Below are 21,463 nucleotides of genomic sequence, written 5' to 3' on the forward strand. Positions count from 1 at the left end.
GCGCCTGACACACCGCCATCGCGGGCAAGCCCGGCTCCCACAGGCGACTGCACTTCAAGTCAGGCATAAAAAAGGCGACCTTTCAAAGGTCGCCTGTTTGTCACTGCGCGTACTGCTTGCTCAATCCCGGCGGCACGCCCTGGACATTGGTTTCTTCCCATGGCCCGTTCGGGCTGATGGAGCGGCTCCAGCCGTTGCTCCAGCGGTAATACGTGCGCTGGCGGTAGAAGGTGTCGGGCTGCTCTTCCAGCACATACACCTGCATCTTGCCGTCCCAGTGGCTGGCGGCGCCGGGCGGTGGGGCGAAGGTTGGCGATGAGGTGGGCACGGGTTTCGGCGGCGGGGTCACCGGGCCGGATGGTTTGGTGCTCGGCTGGGTCGACGGGCCCGACGGTGGGATGGTCGGGCCGGTCGGCGCGGGAGGTGGGCGGTGGACCGCACAAGCGCTCAGGCCCAATACCAGGCTGAGCAAGGTGATGCGTGCAAATGCGGTCATAGGCGTTTCCTCGATTTACTGGTCCGGACTGTCGATGGTCAGCTGCTGCAGGGCAGTGGTGGTGCTGGCCAAGGGTTGGCTGCGGCCGATCCACTCGCCAGCGGTTGGAAGACCTGCCCGGGATATGCGCGCAACCAGTTGGACTTCGGGGAAGTTGGACAGTTTCAACTGCGGCATCATCGCGTCCGCATCGCCCAGTTCGACGATGATCGGCAGGTCGGCGACGGTGACGCGCTTGGCGGCCAACGGCGCCGGCGGGCCACTGACGGCGCGAGCAAAAATGAACACGGTGTCGGTTGGCAGGGCTTTGGCTTTCACCTCGGCCGCCAGGTCCACGCGGACTTTCATCCCGGTTTTCTGCGCGACGGTACCGCCGCTTTCCTTGAGTTTCTCCGCTGCCCGATCAATACCGCCTTGCAACGCCGCACGGGAATTGTCTTGCGGTGGCAGTTGCGCCAACAGACGATTCCAGTAGTCGATTGCCTCTTGATAACGCTGGCCTTCAAAGGCCGCGATCCCGAGCAGGCCAAGGCTGGTGACTTCCTTCGGGTCGAGCTTCAAGGCTTCGTCCGTCAGCGCCTGGACCTTGGGCGACCACTGTTTGTTGTCGGCGAAGTACTGCGCCTGGGCCCACTGGCCGAGCAGTTCCGGCTGGCGCCCGGCCAAGGCCACGGTGCGCTCGAAGACCTTCGCGGCATCGGCGGCGCGATCCTGGGCCATGTAGGCGCGACCGAGGAAGTACAGGCCTTCCGGCGAGTCCGGCTGGGCAGCGGCGGCACGTTCCAGGCGGCGGGTCATGTCTTCCATGGACACCGGCGGCTGGGAGAATTCGCGGGTCAGCTCGACCTTGTCGCTGGCGCCATAATGCAGGTACAGCGCAACGCCGAGGACAGGCACCAAAAATGCCGCCAACAATGGCAGTGGTTTGCCCAGGCGCGATTCACGCGGTTTTTCCACGCCTTCGGTGTCGGCCAGCAACTCGCGGGCGGCTTCGGCGCGGCCGGTGTCGAGTTGCGCGGCGTTGAGCACGCCTTCGTCCTGCTGCACCTGCAGCTCGGCGACGCGTTCCTGGTACAGCGCCACGTTCAGCGCGGTGCGATCCTCTTCACGTTGGGCGCGGCGGCCGCGCAGTACCGGAATCAACAGAAAACTCAGGGCAATCAGAAGCAGCAAGCCGGCTGCGAGCCAGAAATCAATCATCAGTCTTGGTGTCCAGCAATTGGTCGAGACGTTTACGCTCATCAGGGGACAGCGCATCGGAGCCATCGGTCGGCGCAGCGCGGCGGCGGCGCACGATCACGGCCATCACCACCACGCCAGCCAGCAGCAGCCCGGCGGGGCCGAACCACAGCAACGCGGTCTTGCCGGTAAGGGCCGGTTTGTAGCGCACGAAATCACCGTAGCGATCGACCATGAAGTCGATGATCTGCTGGTTGTCCTTGCCCTCCCCCAGCATGCGGAAGATCTCCTTGCGCAAGTCGGCGGCGATCGGTGCGTTGGAGTCGGCGATGTCCTGGTTCTGGCACTTGGGGCAGCGCAGTTCCTTGGTCAGCTCGCGAAAACGTTCGCGGTCACCGTCCTTGGCGAATTCGTAAGTATCGATGGCCGCGTGGGCCACGCCGGCCAAGCCCAGCGCCAGGACGGCAGCCGCTAACAGACGCTTCATGGCTTGGCCTCATCGACCAGCGCCTGGTACTTGGCGGCGAGTTGTTCACGCCAGACCACCTCGTCGATCACGCCGACGTACTTGTCGCGGATCACGCCCTTGGCATCGATGAAAAAGGTTTCCGGAGCGCCGTACACGCCAAGGTTCAAACCGAGGTTGCCGTCTTCATCGCGGATATCCAGCTGGTACGGGTTGTGAAACTCCGCCAGCCACTTCAAGGCCGCCGCATTGTCGTCCTTGTAGTTGATGCCGTAGATCACCACGCCTTTCTCGGCCAGCTTGTTCAGCACCGGGTGTTCGACACGGCACGAGATGCACCAGGTACCCCACACGTTGACCAGCGCCGGTTTGCCCAGCAGGTCAGCCTGGGTCAGGGTCTTGTCGCCCTGCACCGTCGGCAGGCTGAAGGCCGGGAACTGTTTGCCGATCATCGCCGAGGGCAGCTCGGCCGGGTCCAGGTACAAGCCGCGATACAGGAACACGGCCACCACCAGGAAGGCCGCCAGCGGTAAAACCATCAACCAACGCTTCATGCCGCCGCTCCCTGCAGACCGAGGGCTTCACGCACCCGGCTCTTGACCTTGACCCGATAACGCCGATCCAACGCGGCCAGCAAACCACCAAAACCGGTGAGCAAACCGCCGAACCAGATCCAGCGCACAAATGGTTTCACGTGCACTCGCACCGCCCAGGCGCCATCACCCAGCGGTTCACCCAGCGCCACGTAGAGATCGCGGGTGAAACCGGCGTCGATACCGGCTTCGGTCATCATCGAACTCTGCACGGTGTACAGGCGTTTTTCCGGGTGCAGCACCGCCACTTCCTTGCCGTTGCGGACGACGCGCACCGTGCCTTTGTCCGACGTGAAGTTCGGCCCTTCGAAGTGCTTGGCGCCCTCGAAGATGAAGTGGTAACCGGCGAGGTCCATGGACTCGCCCGGCGCCAGGCGCAGGTCGCGCTCGGCGCTGTTCTGGCTGGACAGCACCACGCCGAGCGCGCACACGGCGATGCCGATGTGCGCGACCTGCATGCCCCAGTAGCTGCGGGTCAATGTCGGCAAGCCTTTGATCAAGCCTTTGTGGCGGGTCTTGTCGACGATGTCGCGCGCACCGGCGAGCAATACCCAGGCGGCGAGCAGGAAGGTCGCAAGTACCGCCCAGTTGAAGTCGCCGTAGGCAATACCGGCGATCACTGCCAGGGCCACACTGCCGAGCAGCACCGGCATCAGCATGCCCGCCAGCCATTTCACCGGAGTGTCTTTCCAGCGCACCAGCACGCCGACGGCCATCACCACCATCAACAGGCCCATCAACGGAATGAACAACGCGTTGAAGTACGGCGGGCCCACGGACAACTTGGCACCGCTCAACGCATCCAGCACCAGCGGATACAAGGTGCCGAGCAAGATCATCGACGCGGCCACCACCAGTACCAGGTTATTGCCCAGCAACAGGGTTTCGCGCGACCACAGGTTGAAGCCGACCTGGCTCTTGACCACCGGGGCACGCAACGCAAACAGCGTCAGCGAGCCGCCGACCACGAACAGCAGGAAGATCAGGATGAACACGCCGCGCTCAGGGTCGGACGCAAACGCGTGCACCGACGTCAGCACGCCCGAACGCACGAGGAAAGTGCCGAGCAGGCTGAGGGAAAATGCCGCGATGGCCAGCAGTACGGTCCAGCTCTTGAACACGCCGCGTTTTTCGGTGACCGCCAGCGAGTGAATCAGCGCGGTGCCGACCAGCCATGGCATGAACGAGGCGTTTTCCACCGGGTCCCAGAACCACCAGCCGCCCCAGCCGAGCTCGTAGTAGGCCCACCATGAGCCCAGGGTGATGCCAATCCCGAGGAAGGCCCAGGCGACGATGGTCCACGGCCGCGACCAGCGCGCCCAGGCGGCATCGAGGCGCCCACCGAGCAAGGCGGCGATGGCGAACGCGAAGGCCACCGAAAACCCCACGTACCCCATGTAGAGCATCGGCGGGTGCACGATCAGGCCAATGTCCTGCAGCAGTGGGTTGAGGTCATGCCCGTCCACCGGGATCTGCGGCAGGATGCGGCTGAATGGGTTGGACGTCATGATCAGGAACAGCAGGAAGCCGATGCTGATCATGCCCATTACTGCCAGTACGCGCGCCAGCATGACTTGCGGCAGTTGGCGCGAGAACACCGACACCGCGAAGGTCCAGCCGCCGAGGATCAGCGCCCACAACAGCAAGGAGCCTTCGTGGGCACCCCACACGGCGCTGAACTTGTAGTACCAAGGCAGCGCGCTGTTGGAGTTGTTCGCCACATAGGCGACGGAAAAGTCGTCGGTCATGAACGCATAGGTCAGGCAACCGAACGCGAACAGCAAAAAGGCAAACTGCCCCCAGGCCGCCGGTTGCGCCAGGCTCATCCACAGGCGGTCGCCGCGCCAGGCGCCGAGCAATGGCACCACGGCCTGGACGATGGCAAAGCACAGGGCGAGGATCATCGCCAGTTGGCCCAGCTCCGGAATAAACAGTGCGGACGTCATCACTTAGCCCTCCTTGGCGGGGGTTGGCGCGGGTTGACCGCTGTCCTTGAGGGCCTTGGTGACCTCGGGCGGCATGTATTTCTCATCGTGCTTGGCCAGCACTTCATCGGCCACCACCACGCCCTCGGCGTTGAGCTTGCCCAGGGCGACGATGCCCTGGCCTTCGCGGAACAGGTCCGGGAGGATGCCACGGTAGGTGATGGTCACGGCCTTGTTGAAGTCGGTGACCACGAAGGTCACGTCGAGGGAATCTCCGGAACGCTTGAGCGAGCCCTTCTCGACCATGCCGCCGGCGCGAATACGGGTGTCCACCGGCGCTTCGCCATTGGCGATCTGGGTCGGGGTATAGAACAGGTTGATGTTCTGCTGCAGGGCGCTCAGGGCCAGGGTCACGGCAATGCCGACGCCGGCCAGGATGGCAAGGATGATCAACAGACGCTTTCTACGCAGCGGATTCACTTTTCGGTCTCCCGGCGCAGACGACGCGCCTCTTGTTGCAGGTAACGCTTGCGGGCCAGGATCGGCGCGGCGACGTTGAGGGCCAGCACCGCCAGGCAGATGCCATAGGCCGTCCAGACATACAGGCCGTGATGGCCCATGGCGAGAAAATCACTGAACGATGCAAAGCTCATCCACGCGCTCCCAGGCTGGTTTGCACTTCGGCCTTGACCCAACTGGTGCGGGCTTCACGCTTGAGCACTTCAAGGCGCATGCGCAGCAACAGCACGGCGCCGAAGAAACAGTAGAACCCCAGCACCATCAGCAGCAGCGGCGCCCACATCTCCACCGGCATGGCCGGTTTTTCGGTGAGGGTGAAGGTGGCGCCCTGGTGCAGGGTGTTCCACCACTCCACCGAGTACTTGATGATCGGGATGTTGATCACGCCGACAATCGCCAGCACCGCGCAGGCCTTGGCGGCGCTGTCACGATTGCTGATCGCGTTGCCCAGGGCAATCAGACCGAAGTACAGGAACAGCAGGATCAACATCGACGTTAGTCGCGCATCCCACACCCACCACGAGCCCCAGGTGGGTTTGCCCCAGATCGCGCCGGTCACCAGCGCCACGGCGGTCATCCACGCGCCGATGGGCGCGGCGCATTGCAGGGCCACATCCGCAAGTTTCATCTTCCACACCAGGCCGACGACGCCGCACACGGCCAGCATCACGTAGCAGGACTGGGCGAGCATCGCGGCGGGCACGTGGATATAAATGATGCGAAAGCTGTTGCCTTGCTGGTAGTCCGGCGGCGCGAAGGCCAGGCCCCAGACCAGGCCGATGCCGATCAGCAATACGGCGAAGACGCTCAACCACGGCAGCAGCTTGCCGCTGATGCCGTAGAACCATTTGGGCGAGCCGAGCTTGTGAAACCAGGTCCAGTTCATTGCTGTTTCCATCACGGTGGCCTCCCGTCATTGCGGGAGGCTCAGGGTCTTTACTGGCCACGGTTAAAACGCTTGGCCAGACCTCATTATTCGCCGACGCTGATCTTCAGGCCAGCCGCTATAGCAAAGGGTGTCAGGGTTACCGCCAGGGCGGTCAGGCTGCCAAGCCACAGGAGGTAACCGGTCGCCGGCATGCCCATGAGTGCGGCCTGCAAGGCGCCGCTACCGAGGATCAACACCGGGATGTACAAAGGCAGAATCAACAGGGCGAGCAACAGGCCACCCCGTTTCAAACCGACGGTCAACGCTGCACCCACGGCCCCCAACAGGCTGAGTACCGGCGTGCCGAGCAACAGGCTCAGGAGCAGGATCGGCAGGCACTCGGTGGGCAACCCGAGCATCATCGCCAGCAGCGGCGAGAGCAAGACTAGCGCCAAGCCGGAAAAAGCCCAGTGTGCCAGTACCTTCGCCAGTACCAGAAGTGGCAAGGGGTGCGACGAAAGGACCCACTGTTCGAGGGAACCGTCTTCGAAATCACTGCGAAACAGCCCGTCCAGCGAGAGCAGGACCGACAATAGCGCTGCCACCCACACCAGTCCCGGGGACAAGGTTTGCAACAGTTTAGTCTCGGGGCCGACCGCCAGCGGGAACAAGGCGATCACGATGGCAAAGAACACCAACGGGTTGGCCAACTCCGCCGGGCGACGACACAACAGCCGCGCTTCGCGGGCGACCAGCAGGGCAAACACGCTCATGCCGACCACCGGCCCAGGTCCAGGTCGCGGTAACCGACGGGCATGCGCGTGAGGTTATGGTGGGTGGTGAGTACGACCAGGCCGCCCTGCTCGCAATGTCGCGCCAGGTGCTCTTCCAACTGGGCGACGCCTTGTTTGTCGAGGGCGGTGAAGGGTTCGTCGAGAATCCACAGCGGCGGGCCTGGCAGATACAGGCGCGCCAGGGCCACGCGGCGCTGCTGGCCGGCGGACAGGGTGTGGCAGGGAACGTCTTCAAAGCCCTTGAGGCCGACAGCGGCCAGGGCCTGCCAGATGGCGTCGCGCGCGGCCGGATGATGCAGGGCGCTGAGCCAGCTGAGGTTTTCTTCAGGCGTCAGCACATCCTTGATGCCGGCGGCGTGGCCGATCCAGACAAGGTTGCGGGCAAGCTCGGTGCGTTGTTCATTGAGGGGTTTGCCGTTGAGGCGTACAACGCCGGCCGTCGGCTGCATCAACCCGGCCAGCAGGCGCAGCAGACTGGTCTTGCCGCTGCCGTTGGGGCCGCTGATCTGCACCATGTCGCCGCCCGTCAGCCGCAGTTCGAGGTGTTCGAACAACAGGCGCAGGTCGCGTTCACAGGCAAGCGCTACGGCTTCAAGAAGAGGGCTGGTCAAGAGATCGCGGGCCTTTACGGTTCAAGTCGGCGGTGCAGCGGCCGTTAAAGAGAAATGCACAATAACGGCTTTGGCGACCGATTTTAGAGAGCTGGATCAAATAGTTGTGAGGTTTTTACCGCTCTCTTTGCAGACGGGCGGCATTATACATGTGATGCCCTACTCTAAAGAGGGCAATTTCCCCAGAGACGACGCGCGCGATGACCGGTGAGATCAACCTTCCTACGCTAGCACCTGCTCCGGCAACCGGGCCTGCCCTGGCGCCCGCGACCGGTGAGTTGCTGAAACTGCTGGAGCCGCAGATCGGCCTGATCGACCCCGGGAAAACCGCGAACGCCGAGGTCATCGCCCTGAAACAAGGCGGTGAAGCCTTTCAGCTGTTGCTCAAGCTGACCCTTGAGGGCGGCCGCCAGACCCTGGTCCAGGCCAGCAGCGCGCAGCCCTTGCCGCTGGGCAGTAACGTGGCCGTCAGCCAGACGCCCGCCGGCAACCTCACGCTCAGCCTGCAGCAGGCCTTGAGCGCGAACGTGGCCGCGCTGACGCGCATCGACACCACGCAAATGCCGGTGGGCACGCTGTTACAAGCCAAGGTGCTGACCACCCAGATGTTGCCCCAGGGCCCCACGCAACCGGCCATCTACCGTTCGCTGGTGACCGTGCTCAATAACGCCCTGGTCGGGGCCACCCTGACCGTGGAAAGCCCGCAACCCTTGCGCGTGGGCAGCTTGCTCAGCGCCGTGGTGCAGAACGCACAGACCTTGAATTTTGTGCCGTTGAGCGGGCTCAAGGATCAATTGGCAGTGACCCAGCAACTCGCCACCCAGCAAAGTCGCCAGGGCTCGCTGGATGCGGTCTTCACTGCGCTCCAGAACCTGCCACGTGGCGACAGCACCTCCGCTGACCTGCGCGCCGCAGCCGAGCGGTTACTGGCGGCCTTGCCGGACCTGGCGCAGGTCAGTAATCCCAAGGTGCTGGCCCAGGTGATTCAAAACAGCGGCGCCTTCCTCGAAGCCAAGCTGCTCGCCGGACAAAACCCGCAGATCCCGCCGCTGGACATGAAGGGCGCCCTGCTGCGCCTGGTCGCGGACCTGCTGCCCGCCCTCCCCGCCAGCACCAATATGAATGCCATCCTCGCCGCCAATACGCTGGCCCAGGTGTTACCGAACTTCGTGCGCAGCCCGTTGAACACCCTCGGCCAGGTCAGCGCCCGGCAGACACCCGCAGGCTTCCCGCTGCCCGAGCGGCTGATGGCCAAACTGGAAGGCGAAGGCGACCTGGAAAACCTGCTGCGCCTCGCCGCCGGGGCGATCTCGCGGTTGCAGAGCCATCAGTTGTCGAGCCTGGAACAGACCGGCACCACCGCCGATGGCCGCCTGCAAACCACCTGGCAACTGGAAATCCCGATGCGCACCTTGCAGGACATCGTGCCGCTGCAGGTCAAGTTCCAGCGCGAAGAGCCGGCGCCGGACAAGGACCAGCCCGAGCGCAAAGACAAGAAAGATCCCAAGCAGATGCTCTGGCGCGTCGAGCTGGCCTTCGATATGGAGCCACTGGGGCCGTTGCAGGTGCAGGCGCAATTGACCCAAGGCAAGCTGTCCAGCCAGTTATGGGCAACCCGGCCGTTTACCGCCAGCCTGATCGAAAGCCACTTGGGCAACCTGCGCGAGCGCCTGGTGACGTCGGGCATCAACGTCGGCGACCTCGACTGCCACCTTGGCACCCCGCCGCGCGGGCCGAAAACCGGACTGGAACAACGCTGGGTGGATGAGACCGCATGAAAAACCCGACACCACCGCGTCAGGCGATTGCCCTCAAATACGACGGCCAACAAGCCCCGACCCTGACCGCCAAGGGCGACGACGCCCTCGCCGAGGCGATCCTGAAGTTGGCACGGGAAAACGAAGTCCCGATCTATGAAAACGCCGAGCTGGTGAAGCTGCTGGCGAGGATGGAATTGGGCGACAGCATTCCCGAGGAGTTGTACCGCACCATTGCCGAAATCATCGCGTTCGCCTGGACCTTGAAGGGCAAGTTCCCCGTGGGCTATGACCCCAACGCCCAGCCGGCGGAACGCGATGTGACCGCACGCGGCGAAGACTACTAACGACTCGCTCCCCCACTCAGCTCTCTATTGTCAGTTCAGGACTTCACTCAGCGGGATGAAATTGACGCTGTCGCCCACCTCCAGCGTGGTGCCTTCCCGCACTTCCACAAAGCCTTCCGCCCAGGCCGCGCTGCGCAGCACGCCGGAGCTCTGGTTGCGGTAGATGATCGCCTTGCCCTGCTCGATGCGCCCGCGCAAATACTCGCGACGGTTGCCCGGCTTGGGCCATGTGAAGCCCACCGGTACTTCGAAACGCAGCGGTTCCACGTCTTGCACACCTTGGCGGCGCAATAGGTAAGGCCGGGCCAACAGGGCGAAGGTCACCAGGGTCGACGCCGGATTGCCAGGCAGGCCGATCACCGGCACGCCACGGAAGTGACCGAAGGTCAGCGGCTTGCCCGGCTTGATCGCGAGCTTCCACAAGGCCAGCTCGCCCTCTTCGCGCAGGGCGATGCCGAGGAAGTCCGCCTCGCCCACCGATACGCCGCCGGTGGACAGGATCAGGTCAACCGCGCCCAGGCTCGCCAGGCAGGTGCGAGTCTGCTCCAGGTCATCCGGCAGGATGCCGGCATCGATCACTTCACAGCCCATGCGCTCAAGCCAACTGCACAGCACACGGCGGTTGCTGTTGTAGATCTGCCCAGGCCCCAACGGCAAACCGGGCTCGATCAGCTCATCACCGGTGGACAGCACGGCCACGCGCACACGGCGGATCACGTCAAGACGAGCGTGCCCCAGCGAAGCGGCGAGACCCAACTCGATCGGGCCCAGGCGCGTGCCGGCGCTCAAGACCATTTCGCCGACGGTGGTTTCCTGACCTTGGGGGCGGATGTTCTGGTCGACCTGCAAGGGCTCGGTAAAGCTCACGCGCTCATCGGCGTGGACCACCGCATTTTCCTGCATCTCCACGCAGTCCGCGCCTGGCGGCACCGGTGCGCCGGTGAAGATGCGCGCGCAGGTGCCAGCGGCAAGGGGCTGCGGCGCGTTGCCGGCGAAGATGCGTTGGCTGACCACCAACGGCTCGCCGGTCCAGTCCGCCAGGCGCAAGGCGTAGCCGTCCATGGCACTGTTGGGCCACGGCGGCAGGTCGAGGGTGGAGATCAGAGCCTGCGCCAGGACGCGGCCATCGCACTCGGCAAGGAGCAGCGATTCCTGCTCACGAATCGGCGCGGCGGCGGCCATGTCGAGCAATTGCTGGAGCGCGTCTTCCACCGGCATCAGGGCGCCGGTCTTGCCAGGCTTACCCACGGGATTCACAGGGTTCAGCCTGTTTGAGGTGAGGTACGAAGTTGCACGGGCGATGGCGGTTATCCAGCTGTTCGGCGAGGATGCCGTCCCAACCGGTGCGCACAGCGTTGGTGGAACCCGGCAGGCAGCACACCAGGGTGCCGTTGGCCAGGCCGGCCAAGGCACGCGATTGCACGGTGGAGGTGCCGATATCGGCCACGGAAATCTGGCGGAACAATTCGCCGAAGCCGTCGACCTGCTTGTCCAAGAGGCAACTGACGGCTTCCGGGGTGCTGTCGCGGCCGGTGAAACCGGTGCCGCCGGTGATCAGCACCACTTGCACCACATCTTCAGCGATCCAGTGCGCGACCTGGGCGCGGATTTTATACAGGTCGTCCTTGAGCAGCACGCGCTCAGCCAAGGCGTGGCCGGCGGCGGTCAGGCGGTCGACGAACACCTGGCCCGAGGTGTCGGTGTCCAGGGTGCGGGTGTCGCTGACGGTCAATACAGCGATATTCAGGGGTACGAAGGGCGCATCAGCCTTGGCTTTCATGGCTCGGTCCGGTTGTCGAAGGAACAGCCCGATGTTATATCACAGGGCCCTCTTTACCTGCCGCAGCGGAACCGCCATGTCTCTCGATTCTTCGCCCCTGCCCTGCTCGATCCTGTTACTGGCCGGTGGCCGTGGCCAACGCATGGGTGGCCAGGACAAAGGCCTGCTGGCATGGCGCGGCGAGCCGTTGATTGCACATCTGCAACGCCTGACCCGGCCATTGACCGATGACTTGATCATCTCCTGCAACCGCAACAAGGACCGCTACGCTCCCTACGCCGACCACCTGGTGAGCGACGACAGCCCGGACTTCCCCGGCCCGCTCGCCGGCATCCGCGCAGGGCTGGCAGCCGCGCGCCATACACACCTGTTGGTATTGCCGTGTGACGTGCCAAACCTCGACGCGCAATTGCTGAGCGCCCTGCGTGACACCGCGCAACGCCAACCGCAGGTGCCCGTGATGGTGCGTCATGGCGAATTCTGGGAACCCTTGATCTGCATCATCCCCACCCACCTGCGAGCCGAGGTAGAACAGGCGTGGCACGCCGGTGAGCGCAGCCCGCGCAAGATCTTCCTGCAACTGGGGGGCGTGGGCCTGGAATGCCCGGCGGATGATCCACGTCTGGCCAACCTGAATACGCCAGAGCTGTTGCACCCAAGGACTGACGTGTCAGAATGAACTTTCGCACAAGGAACTTTGGCGGCGTCTCACACGTCACAAGGTCAGCATTTAAAAAGTATTCTCTCGGAGACACACTCATGACTCAACGGACCATCGCCGCTCTCATGCTTGCACTGGGCCTCGCCACTCTTGCCGGTTGCGCCTCGCCAACAGTGATCACCCTGAATGACGGTCGCGAAATCCAGGCCGTCGACACCCCTAAATTCGACAAGGCTTCGGGCTTCTACGAGTTCGAGCAGTTGGACGGCAAACAGACCCGTATCAACAAGGACCAGGTCCGTACCGTTAAAGACCTGTAAGCCTCAAACGCTTGCCCACAAGGCCCGTCTCGCGCGGGCCTTGTCGTTTCCGGGGGGTTACCAGTCGAGGGTGATGCGGCTGTTGAAGTGGCGTGCTTCGCCGGTGACCGGGTCAATGAAGCGCACGCCCTGGGCCAGTAGCTTCAACGGGTTGGCGTAGTCGTCAACGGCATCCTTGATCACCTCGGGGTAGAACGGGTCGTTGCAGATACTCGCGCCGAGAGCGGTCATGTGCACGCGCAACTGGTGCTTCTTGCCAGTCACCGGGAACAGTCCGTAGCGCCATAGATCGGCATTTTTCTCACGCACTTCCACGGCCGTTTCAGTGTTGCTGGCGCCGGCGCCTTCCTGCATGCGAAAGAACGGTTCGCCCTCCACCAGTCGGCTTTTGTGCACCAGGGGGAACGTCAACGCGGGCAGTGCCGGGGCGATGGCCTCGTAGAATTTATCGATACGTCGCGTGGGAAAGAGCTGCTGATAAGCCGAGCGGCTGGCCGGATTGGCCGAGAACAGCACCAGCCCCGCCGTATGCCGGTCGATGCGATGCAGCGGCACCAGCGCGGGGTTGTCGAGGCGGCGAATCAAGCGGCGCAGCAGCGTTTGCTCGACGTACTCACCGGCCGGGGTCACCGGCAGGAAATGCGGTTTATCGGCGACCACCAGGTGTTCGTCGGCGTACAGAATGGTTTCCTGCACCGGGATGACCTTTTCGTTCGGCACTTCGCGAAAGTAATAGATGCACAGGCCTTCCTTGTAGGCCAGGTCCAGGCGGATCGGGCTGCCGTTGATGTCCAGCACGCGGCCACGGGCGATGCGGTCCAGCCAGTGTTCGCGGCTGATGGCCGGGAAGTGTTCGCACAGGCAATCCAGCACCGTCGCCCAGGGGCCCGGTGGCAGGTACAAGGTGCTGGCTTGATGCTGGGAGGCGGAGAAACCGGTAGAGGACATGAAATGCTCGAAGCCTGGATAAACACGCGGGCATTATCCCGCATGCAGCGGGATTGAGCCTAGGGCGGATCTCAGGCCTTGACCAACTCGGCGCGCAGGATCGGCGAAGCACTCGCGGCCTCGGTGAACTCCTTGAGCCAGCGCAGCACGTCCACCGCTTCCCAGCGGCCCGGATCATACAGCGCGTACAGCAAGCCCTGGTAACCCACCACGTCCAGCTGCTTGTGGTAACCGGCGCGCTGGAACAGGGCCTCGATCTCGGCGAAGCAGGTATTGAAATGCACTTTGTTAAACGGCGTCTTGCCTTCCGTGACCAGGCCGTCCAGGCGCAGCTCGTTCACCGCGTTGCGCACGACGTCGGCGGACATGCGATTGACGCTGCTTTTCAGTTGTTCAACATTCACCACGGGCGTTCCCTCTATTCAATCGCTGTACAAACATACAGTAATGCAATATTTGGAAACCTGCCATCGCAGAAACCTCAACGAAGGAAGGCCACGACCTGTTGTGTGTCGAATGGCCAATCCAGTTCCGCCCCGGTGTCGACCCGGCGAAGCACCGGAATTCGCAGGCCGTAGGCCTCGGTCAGGTCGACCGGGTCGGTGATATCCACCAACTCCACCAGCAGCCCGTGTTCGACGAGCGGCATGATTTCGGCTTCGGCGAACTCACACAGGTGGCAACCCAGGGTGCCGAACAATTGGCATTCAGGCAGCATGACGAATAGACCCTGTCAGAAGTAGGTGATCATTCTAAGCGCACCCAATACCTGTGGCGAGCGGGCTTGCCCCGCGTTGGGCTGCGCAGCGGCCCCAGTAAGGCCTCCACGCTCATCCAGACACAACTGGGGCGATACGTTTCGGGGCCGCTGCGCGCCCCAACGGGGCAAGCCCGCTCACCACAGGAAGCCAGATCACCAACAATGCCCGCTCTCCACATCAACCCCACTCTCCACTACAGCCCTCGCTTACCACTTGAAATCCAATCGGCCACAGAAACACCTGACCCAGGTCAGCATGGCCTATAACTGATTCAGCGATTCTCGCGGCTTTTTGTCCGCCACCTGCAACGGAGATGCGTGTGTTTGCCAACCTGCTGATCATTCTGGCCTCATCCCTGGTGGTGATTGCGCTGTTTCGCCGCCTGCAGTTGCCGCCGGTGCTGGGCTACCTGTGTGTGGGCCTGGCCGTGGGGCCCACTGCGCTGGATTGGGTCAACGACAGCGAAGAGCTGCCCGACCTCGCCGAATTGGGGGTGGTGTTCCTGCTGTTTTCCCTGGGCCTGGAATTTTCCCTGACCAAGATGCTCGCCCTGCGCCGCGTGGTGTTTGGCCTGGGCAGCTTGCAGGTGCTGGGCTGCGGGGGGCTGCTGGGTGGTTTGTTGATGGTCCTGGGGGTGGCGCCGGGCATTGCGCTGTTGCTCGGTGCCGGGCTGGCGTTGTCGTCCACCGCTATCGTCAGCAAGGAACTGACCAGCCTCGGGGAAATCTTCAGCAGCCACGGCCAGAACGCGATTGGTGTGCTGCTGTTCCAGGACGTGGTGGCGGTGTTGCTACTGACCCTGGTCCCAGTGTTTGCCGGCAGCAGCGAGCAAGCCTGGTACTGGGCGCTGCCGCTGACCCTGGGCAAGACCGTGGTGCTGTTCGTCGGCCTGCTGTTTGCCAGCCGCTGGCTCTTGCCGCGCCTGTTTCATGAGGTGGCCGCGTCCCATTCGGCCGAGCTGTTTGTGCTGCTGGCGCTGGTGATCGTGCTGCTCACCGCCTGGCTCACGCACCTGTTGGGGCTGTCTCCGGCCCTCGGTGCGTTCCTCGCCGGGATGCTGCTGGGCGAAAGCCATTACCGCCATCAGATCGAAGCGGATATCCGCCCGTTCCGCGACATTTTACTCGGGCTGTTTTTCGTCAGCATCGGCATGCTGATCGACCTGCAACTGTTCGTCAGCCATAGCCTGCTGATCCTCGGTTTCACCCTCACACTCATGCTGGTCAAGGCGTGCGTGGTCGCCGCCCTGGTCAAATGGCGCGGCAGTGACAGTGAGACCGCCTGGCGCAGCGGCCTGGCCCTGGCCCAGGGCGGCGAGTTCTGTTTTGCATTGATGGCGCAGATGCAGCAGAGTCGATTGATCCCGGATGAATTCAACGGCCTGCTGCTCGCCGCCACGTTCTGCTCGATGCTGCTCACTCCGCTGCTGTTGCGCGCCGCGCCGGCCCTCGCGCTGCGCCTGCACCGCAAGCCCAACCAGCAAGTGCAACTGGAGGCGATCACCGCCCTCAACGCCCAATTGCGCGGGCACGCAGTGATCTGTGGCTATGGCCGGGTCGGGCAATCCATCGGGCGGTTCCTGCGGCGCGAACAGCAAGCCTTTATCGCCCTGGATGACGACCCGGAACGCGTACAGGAAGCGGCCACCGAAGACAGCAGCGTGCACTATGGCGACTGTCGGCGTGGCGCCCTGCTCAGCGCAGTCGGCCTGGAGCGCGCACGCCTGGTGGTGATTGCGGTGGACAACAGCGATGTGGCCCTGGTGGTGCTCACAGAGGCAAGGCGGATCAACCCCGACGTGCCGATCCTGGTGCGCACCCGCGATGACAGCCAGTTGGCCGAATTGAAAGCCGCGGGCGCCAGCGAGGTGGTGCCCGAGCTATTGGAGTCGAGCCTGATGCTCGCCTCCCACGCCCTGGTGATGCTCGGCTTGCCCGACCAACAGGTACAGGCGCGGGTCGACGAGGTCCGGCACAATCGCTATCGCCTGCTGCATGGGTTTTACTCGCAAGCCCCCAGCGACGACGCGGCGCCGATCAATCCTGACTGACCGCGCCGATCTTGTGGATCGACAGGTCGGCGCCGTAATACTCCTCTTCCTGGCTCAGGCGCAGCCCGTGCAGGCGCTTGATCACGCCGTACACCAACAGGCCGCCGCCCAGCGCGACCACAACGCCGAGGGCGGTGCCGATCAACTGGCTGATCAGGCTCACGCCGCCCAGCCCACCCAGTGCGGTCTGCCCGAAAATGCCACAGGCAATGCCGCCCCACACGCCGCACAGGCCGTGCAACGGCCACACACCCAGTACGTCATCGATCTTCCAGCGGTCCTGGGCCGCAATGAAGCACCACACAAACAGCCCACCGGCGACGACACCGGTGACGAGCGCGCCCACCGGGTGCATCAGGTCGGAGCCGGCACAGATCGCCACCAACCCGGCCAGCGGGCCGTTGTGCAGGAAGCCTGGGTCATTGCGACCGATCACCAGCGCGGCCACGGTGCCGCCGACCATGGCCATCAGCGAGTTGACCGCCACCAGGCCACTGACGCCATTGAGGGTTTGCGCGCTCATCACGTTGAAGCCGAACCAGCCGACGATCAGGATCCATGAGCCCAACGCCAGGAACGGAATGCTCGACGGTGCAAACGCCACCAGCCGCCCGTCACGATAACGCCCGTTGCGCGGGCCCAGCAGCAACACCGCCGCCAGCGCCAGCCAGCCGCCCATGGCGTGTACCACCACGGACCCGGCGAAGTCATGGAAGCTGGCGCCGAAGGTCGCCAGCAGCCAGGCCTGCAAGCCGAAATTGCCGTTCCAGACCATGCCTTCGAAAAACGGGTAGATGAACGCGACGATCAGCGCGGTGGCGCACAGTTGCGGAACAAACCGTGCGCGTTCGGCGATGCCACCGGAGATGATCGCCGGGATCGCCGCGGCGAAGGTCAGCAGGAAGAAGAACTTCACCAGGCCATAGCCGTGGTCGGCACTGATTACCGCCGCCGGTTGCATGAAGCTCACACCGTAGGAGATCCAATAGCCTATAAAGAAATAGGCCAGGGTCGAGATGGCGAAGTCGCTGAGGATCTTCGACAAGGCGTTGACCTGGTTCTTCTGGCGCACGGTGCCGACTTCCAGGAACGCGAAGCCGGCGTGCATGGCCAGGACCATGACCGCACCGATCAGGATGAACAGGGTGTTGGAACTGTGGACAAGGGTATCCACCGCGCTTTGCAAATTTTCCATGGAGGTGGGCAGGCCTGCATTAAAGGCAAAAAGCACCAAAGCGGTTCAAGCCAGGGTTTCGCGCACTAAATTGGCACCACCGGTCCCACCCCTCTTCAGAGGGCATGAACCGCTTTAGCGCAGCGATTAACACAACAGGCCGTTGCCGACAGGGTTTTTCCGCGGGTTTGAGTGATTTAGGGTAAGGTTTTTCAAGGCATTGGCCTCAGGCCGCCCAGATTCAGCGCAGGCCCCGGGGCGTGCGCACCAAGGCAAAGCAAAAGCTGTACCACACAATTGAACTGAACCTTCACCGATGCCGGTGACTCGAAAACACACGTACCGATCAGCCAATCACGGAGATAACCATGGCCAGAAGAACTGCAAAGACTGCTCAAGAAATACTGATGGCGGATTTCCAAACCCTGGTCAGTGACACCGAACGGTTGCTGGACGACACCAAGGTCCTGGCCGGCGACCAGGCCGATGAGCTGCGCAGCAAGATCCACGAGAGCCTGCTCAAGGCCCGTGAAACCCTGCAACTGACCGAAGAGTCCCTGCGCGAACGCGGCCAGGCGGCGGTCACGGCCACCGAGGATTACGTCCAGGCCAACCCATGGCAGTCCGTCGGTATCGCTGCCGGTGTGGGCTTCTTGATCGGTCTGCTGGCTACAAGGCGCTAAATCATGTCTATCGGCGAAAGCAGCTCGTCCACGGGCACAACCTCTCGACGTCTGGGCGCGGCCGTGCTGGGCTTGCTGCACAGCCATGTCGAACTGTTTGGCATCGAATTGCAGGAGCAGAAGGCGCGCACTGTCAGCCTGCTGCTGTTTGCCGGCCTGGCGCTGGTGTTTGCCCTGCTGTTGCTGGTGGGGCTGTCGACATTGGTGATGATCCTCGTGTGGGATACCGGTTACCGCCTCACCGGGATCATCTGCCTGTGCGTCTTCTACAGCCTCGCCGCCGCCTTCTGCGGGGTGCGCTTGAAAGCGGCAGTGTTCGATGAGTCCACGCCCTTCCACGCCACCCTCGAAGAGTTGGCCAATGATCGGGAGCGCCTGCTGCCATGAGCTCGAATGAAATCCAGCAAACCTCGCGCCGGGAAATGCGCAAGGCGTTGATTCGCCTGCGCATGGAGATGCACCGCCAGGAGATCCGCCATGAGTCCCAGCAACTGATGGTGCCTCTGAACAAGGTGCGCAACATGGGCCAGAGCTTCCAGGGCGGCTTGGGCATCAAGCACGCGCCGCTGTGGGGCGTGGCCGCCGTCACGCTGATGGGCTTCTTTACCGGCAAAGGCGCCAAGGGCGGCGGGATCAGCAGCCTGACGCGCCTGGTGCGCCTCGGTGCCGGCCTGATCCCGCTGATCAAATTGGCCATGCAGGGCAGTTCGCGCAAAAGCTGAGCCAGCTGGCTGCATTCTTGCTAACAGAAACGGCCCGGTCCTCGTTTTCGAGGGCCGGGCCTTTTTTTCGGCAACGCATCTAAGGAGGCCCCGTGATCGACGGGCAACCGCTCGCCTGCTTCCAACCGTTCATCGACACCGCCACGGGCCGTATCGCCGGCGTCGAAGCCCTCGGCCGCCTGCGCCAGGCGGATGGGCGCCTGCAGTCCGTCGGCCCGCTGTTTGCCGATCCGCGTACGCCGGGTGTGGGCTTGCGCCGCCTCGACCGGCAGATTCGCGACAATGCGCTGAGCCGTTTGCATGAGGCCCCCGAAGACTGGTTCCTGAGCCTTAACATCTCGCCGCGCTGGATCAACCGCTTGCGCCCGGGCCAGGCCCTGCCGAGCCTGAGGCAGATCCACCAGCATGGCGTCGACCCACGGCGCATCGTGTTCGAGATCACTGAGCTGGGTGGCGATATCCAGCGCCTGGCCCAGGTGGTGGCACGCTATCGCGAGGCGGGCGCGCGCATCGCCATCGACGACTTTGGTGCCGGCTATTCCCAGCTCGACCGGGTGCTGGCGTTGCAGCCGGATATTCTCAAGCTCGACATGCGTCTGTTCCAGGAAGCTGCCAAGGGTGGGCCGAGCAGTGAAGTGGTACGCGCATTGGCGCAGATGGCGGAAAAAACCGGCTGCTGGATCATTGCCGAAGGGGTGGAAACCGAAGCCCAGTTGAATTTCGCCCTGGAGTGCGGTTCGCGCTATGTGCAGGGCTACCTGTTCGCGCAGGCGCAGTTGGACTGGTTTGCCACCGATGCCTTCGTGGCGCATTTTGCGCAGCTGCGCGCGGCGTATGTGCAACAGAAACTGGCGGAACGCGGGCGCGTCATGCAACTGCGCCAGCAATTGGCCGAGTTGATGAAGATCCTGCAGGCCTGGGCCCAGGGTCAGGCACCGCTGAGCGAGCTGCCGCAACTGCCGGACTTTCCCTGGCTGTTGCGTTTTTATCAGTGCGACCGCCATGGCACCCAGCTGACACCGAACTTCGAGTGGCGCCAGGACGCCTGGCAAGCCGACAGCCGCTACCTGGGCCATAACTGGTCCTGGCGCCCGTATTTTTATCACTTGCTGGCCGAAGGCTGGGAAGAACGCCGCCTGACCTTGTCCTCGACCTACCGCGACGCCACCACCAACCAGTATTGCCTCACCGCCGGACAATTCTTCGATAACGGTCAGCGCTTGCTGTTAATCGATATCGACGCGGCCGGGTTGTAGATTTTCGCTTGCCCAGGCCTCGCTGAACCGGGAAGCTGGGAGGGACATTCACCGTACGGAGAGTACCCGCCTTGGATTGGCCCACCCTGCTTACCCGCGAACGTCTTGGAAAGCCCCTGCACAGCCCGGAAGAATTGGGCCGCAGCCCGTTTCACAAAGACCACGACCGAATTATTTTTTCCGGCGCGTTTCGCCGCCTCGGCCGAAAGACCCAGGTTCACCCGGTTTCCAGCAACGACCACATCCACACGCGCCTGACCCATTCCCTGGAAGTCAGCTGCGTGGGTCGCTCCCTCGGCATGCGCGTCGGTGAAACCCTGCGCAGCGCCCTGCCCGACTGGTGTGATCCGAGCGACCTGGGCATGGTCGTGCAATCGGCCTGCCTGGCCCATGACATCGGCAACCCGCCGTTCGGGCATTCCGGCGAAGACGCCATCCGCCACTGGTTCCAGCAAGCTGCCGGACGCGGCTGGCTGGATGACATGAGCACCGCCGAGCGCAATGACTTCCTTAATTTCGAGGGCAACGCCCAAGGCTTTCGCGTGCTCACCCAGCTTGAATACCACCAGTTCGATGGCGGTACGCGGCTGACCTACGCGACCCTGGGCACCTACCTCAAATACCCCTGGACCGCCCGCCACGCCGACTCCCTGGGCTACAAGAAGCACAAGTTCGGCTGCTACCAGAGCGAACTGCCGATCCTCGAACAGATTGCCCACAAGCTTGGCCTGCCGCAGCTCGAAGAACAGCGCTGGGCGCGTCACCCGCTGGTTTACCTGATGGAAGCGGCGGACGACATCTGCTACGCCTTGATCGACCTGGAAGACGGCCTGGAAATGGAGTTGCTGGAATACGCCGAGGTCGAGTCGCTGCTGCTCGACCTGGTGGGCGACGACCTGCCGCAGACCTATCGGCAACTGGGCTCCCAGGACTCGCGGCGGCGCAAGCTGGCGATTCTGCGCGGCAAGGCTATCGAGCATTTGACCAATGCCGCGGCGCGGGCCTTCGTCGAACAGCAGGACGCCCTGTTGGCCGGCACCTTGCCCGGCGACCTGGTCGAGCACATGCACGGCCCGGCCAAGCGCTGCGTACTGGATGCCAAGGACATGGCGCGCAAGAAAATCTTCCAGGACAAGCGCAAGACCCTGCATGAGATCGGCGCCTACACCACCCTGGAGATCCTCCTGAACGCCTTTTGCGGCGCAGCCCTGGAGCAACATGGCGGGCGGACGCCGTCCTTCAAGAACCGCCGCATTCTCGACCTGCTGGGCAACAACGCGCCGAACCCTGCGTGGCCGTTGCACGCTTCGTTCCTGCGCATGATCGACTTCATCGCCGGCATGACCGACAGCTATGCCACCGAAATGGCGCGGGAGATGACGGGACGCTCCAGCCCCCAATAACCCCGCCGATCACGCCGCCTGTTGCCTGAACAGAATCTGCCTACGACGGTAACAGAGCGGCCTGATCGAATTCGCACAACCACACGAGGAATAATCGCGCGCACTCCGGGCCAACCTGGCGAACCGTTCCTACGTGCCCCCCATCGACGC

The 21,463-nt window shown here is 63.4% G+C and carries 26 protein-coding genes; 10 read left to right on the top strand and 16 right to left on the bottom strand.

Annotated elements, in window-relative coordinates:
* Positions 1–100: 100 nt before the first annotated feature.
* From C9990_RS22480 to ccmA, 10 genes are all read right to left on the bottom strand, one after another.
* On the bottom strand, positions 101–496 hold the full coding sequence (locus tag C9990_RS22480) for a hypothetical protein (RefSeq protein ID WP_065901637.1): 396 nt from the start codon (positions 494–496) through the stop codon (positions 101–103).
* A 15-nt stretch (positions 497–511) separates the two neighbouring features.
* Entirely contained in the window at positions 512–1,696 is a 1,185-nt protein-coding gene (ccmI, locus tag C9990_RS22485) for a c-type cytochrome biogenesis protein CcmI (protein ID WP_106804718.1), read from the bottom strand.
* Complete coding sequence (locus tag C9990_RS22490) at positions 1,689–2,162, bottom strand: cytochrome c-type biogenesis protein (RefSeq protein WP_053255191.1); 474 nt, start codon at positions 2,160–2,162, stop codon at positions 1,689–1,691. The genes ccmI and C9990_RS22490 overlap by 8 nt, the downstream gene beginning before the upstream one ends.
* Positions 2,159–2,695 carry a DsbE family thiol:disulfide interchange protein gene (locus tag C9990_RS22495; protein ID WP_016972113.1) on the bottom strand — a complete coding sequence of 179 codons (537 nt, stop codon included), beginning with the start codon at positions 2,693–2,695 and terminating at the stop codon, positions 2,159–2,161. Before C9990_RS22495 ends, C9990_RS22490 begins: the two co-directional genes overlap by 4 nt.
* Positions 2,692–4,680 (bottom strand): heme lyase CcmF/NrfE family subunit, encoded by a 1,989-nt coding sequence (locus C9990_RS22500; protein WP_065901642.1) that lies wholly within the window; start codon positions 4,678–4,680, stop codon positions 2,692–2,694. The genes C9990_RS22495 and C9990_RS22500 overlap by 4 nt, the downstream gene beginning before the upstream one ends.
* A 3-nt stretch (positions 4,681–4,683) precedes the next feature.
* Entirely contained in the window at positions 4,684–5,139 is a 456-nt protein-coding gene (gene ccmE / locus C9990_RS22505; RefSeq protein WP_065901643.1) for a cytochrome c maturation protein CcmE, read from the bottom strand.
* Positions 5,136–5,312 (bottom strand): heme exporter protein CcmD, encoded by a 177-nt coding sequence (gene ccmD, locus C9990_RS22510; protein WP_003172771.1) that lies wholly within the window; start codon positions 5,310–5,312, stop codon positions 5,136–5,138. Before ccmD ends, ccmE begins: the two co-directional genes overlap by 4 nt.
* A complete protein-coding gene (locus C9990_RS22515; protein ID WP_106804719.1) occupies positions 5,309–6,064 on the bottom strand; it encodes a heme ABC transporter permease in 756 nt (251 codons plus the stop codon). The genes ccmD and C9990_RS22515 overlap by 4 nt, the downstream gene beginning before the upstream one ends.
* 86 nt (positions 6,065–6,150) lie before the next feature.
* Entirely contained in the window at positions 6,151–6,819 is a 669-nt protein-coding gene (gene ccmB / locus C9990_RS22520) for a heme exporter protein CcmB (protein ID WP_017734375.1), read from the bottom strand.
* Complete coding sequence (ccmA, locus tag C9990_RS22525) at positions 6,816–7,451, bottom strand: cytochrome c biogenesis heme-transporting ATPase CcmA (protein WP_106804720.1); 636 nt, start codon at positions 7,449–7,451, stop codon at positions 6,816–6,818. Before ccmA ends, ccmB begins: the two co-directional genes overlap by 4 nt.
* Positions 7,452–7,651: 200 nt before the next feature.
* Between ccmA and C9990_RS22530 the strand changes: the two genes are divergently transcribed.
* Together C9990_RS22530 and C9990_RS22535 are read left to right on the top strand one after the other, a co-directional pair.
* Complete coding sequence (locus C9990_RS22530; protein ID WP_106804721.1) at positions 7,652–9,229, top strand: flagellar hook-length control protein FliK; 1,578 nt, start codon at positions 7,652–7,654, stop codon at positions 9,227–9,229.
* Positions 9,226–9,555, top strand: a complete 330-nt coding sequence (locus C9990_RS22535) for an EscU/YscU/HrcU family type III secretion system export apparatus switch protein (RefSeq protein WP_106804722.1) — start codon at positions 9,226–9,228, stop codon at positions 9,553–9,555. Before C9990_RS22530 ends, C9990_RS22535 begins: the two co-directional genes overlap by 4 nt.
* Positions 9,556–9,585: 30 nt before the next feature.
* Here C9990_RS22535 and glp read toward each other — a convergent pair whose 3' ends face one another.
* Positions 9,586–10,812 carry a gephyrin-like molybdotransferase Glp gene (gene glp, locus C9990_RS22540; RefSeq protein WP_106804723.1) on the bottom strand — a complete coding sequence of 409 codons (1,227 nt, stop codon included), beginning with the start codon at positions 10,810–10,812 and terminating at the stop codon, positions 9,586–9,588.
* Complete coding sequence (moaB, locus tag C9990_RS22545; RefSeq protein ID WP_065901653.1) at positions 10,796–11,335, bottom strand: molybdenum cofactor biosynthesis protein B; 540 nt, start codon at positions 11,333–11,335, stop codon at positions 10,796–10,798. Before moaB ends, glp begins: the two co-directional genes overlap by 17 nt.
* Positions 11,336–11,411: 76 nt before the next feature.
* Between moaB and mobA the strand changes: the two genes are divergently transcribed.
* Positions 11,412–12,014, top strand: a complete 603-nt coding sequence (gene mobA, locus C9990_RS22550; protein WP_106804724.1) for a molybdenum cofactor guanylyltransferase MobA — start codon at positions 11,412–11,414, stop codon at positions 12,012–12,014.
* An 80-nt stretch (positions 12,015–12,094) separates the two neighbouring features.
* The gene (locus tag C9990_RS22555; RefSeq protein ID WP_065901933.1) at positions 12,095–12,316 is read left to right on the top strand and encodes a YgdI/YgdR family lipoprotein; all 222 of its coding nucleotides are present in this window, start codon (positions 12,095–12,097) and stop codon (positions 12,314–12,316) included.
* Between the two features lie 57 nt (positions 12,317–12,373).
* Here the strand turns inward: C9990_RS22555 and C9990_RS22560 are convergent, their stop codons facing one another.
* The 3 genes from C9990_RS22560 to C9990_RS22570 all read right to left on the bottom strand — a co-directional run bounded on the left by C9990_RS22560 (position 12,374) and on the right by C9990_RS22570 (position 13,982).
* A complete protein-coding gene (locus tag C9990_RS22560) occupies positions 12,374–13,264 on the bottom strand; it encodes a pseudouridine synthase (RefSeq protein WP_106804725.1) in 891 nt (296 codons plus the stop codon).
* Positions 13,265–13,335: 71 nt separating this feature from the next.
* Positions 13,336–13,671: a transcriptional regulator gene (locus C9990_RS22565; RefSeq protein WP_065901657.1), complete on the bottom strand. Its 336-nt coding sequence runs from the start codon at positions 13,669–13,671 to the stop codon at positions 13,336–13,338.
* Positions 13,672–13,745: 74 nt separating this feature from the next.
* Positions 13,746–13,982: a glutaredoxin family protein gene (locus tag C9990_RS22570; RefSeq protein WP_065901659.1), complete on the bottom strand. Its 237-nt coding sequence runs from the start codon at positions 13,980–13,982 to the stop codon at positions 13,746–13,748.
* 356 nt (positions 13,983–14,338) lie between these two features.
* Between C9990_RS22570 and C9990_RS22575 the strand changes: the two genes are divergently transcribed.
* Entirely contained in the window at positions 14,339–16,075 is a 1,737-nt protein-coding gene (locus C9990_RS22575; protein WP_157955095.1) for a monovalent cation:proton antiporter-2 (CPA2) family protein, read from the top strand.
* Here C9990_RS22575 and C9990_RS22580 read toward each other — a convergent pair.
* Entirely contained in the window at positions 16,062–17,270 is a 1,209-nt protein-coding gene (locus C9990_RS22580; protein WP_065901935.1) for an ammonium transporter, read from the bottom strand. The two genes, C9990_RS22575 and C9990_RS22580, sit on opposite strands and share 14 nt — an antisense overlap.
* Before the next feature lie 347 nt (positions 17,271–17,617).
* Between C9990_RS22580 and C9990_RS22585 the strand changes: the two genes are divergently transcribed.
* The 5 genes from C9990_RS22585 (at position 17,618) to C9990_RS22605 (ending at position 21,313) form a co-directional block, all read left to right on the top strand.
* Positions 17,618–17,932, top strand: a complete 315-nt coding sequence (locus C9990_RS22585) for a YqjD family protein (protein ID WP_065901661.1) — start codon at positions 17,618–17,620, stop codon at positions 17,930–17,932.
* Positions 17,933–17,935: 3 nt separating this feature from the next.
* Positions 17,936–18,319 (top strand): phage holin family protein, encoded by a 384-nt coding sequence (locus C9990_RS22590; RefSeq protein WP_065901663.1) that lies wholly within the window; start codon positions 17,936–17,938, stop codon positions 18,317–18,319.
* Entirely contained in the window at positions 18,316–18,654 is a 339-nt protein-coding gene (locus C9990_RS22595) for a hypothetical protein (RefSeq protein WP_065901665.1), read from the top strand. Before C9990_RS22590 ends, C9990_RS22595 begins: the two co-directional genes overlap by 4 nt.
* A gap of 92 nt (positions 18,655–18,746) precedes the next feature.
* Positions 18,747–19,910 (top strand): EAL domain-containing protein, encoded by a 1,164-nt coding sequence (locus tag C9990_RS22600; RefSeq protein ID WP_106804726.1) that lies wholly within the window; start codon positions 18,747–18,749, stop codon positions 19,908–19,910.
* A gap of 71 nt (positions 19,911–19,981) precedes the next feature.
* Complete coding sequence (locus C9990_RS22605; protein ID WP_065901669.1) at positions 19,982–21,313, top strand: deoxyguanosinetriphosphate triphosphohydrolase; 1,332 nt, start codon at positions 19,982–19,984, stop codon at positions 21,311–21,313.
* Positions 21,314–21,463 lie beyond the last annotated feature (150 nt).

This window comes from Pseudomonas sp. S5D5 (genome assembly GCF_003013355.1).
Lineage (GTDB): Bacteria > Pseudomonadota > Gammaproteobacteria > Pseudomonadales > Pseudomonadaceae > Aquipseudomonas > Aquipseudomonas aylmerensis.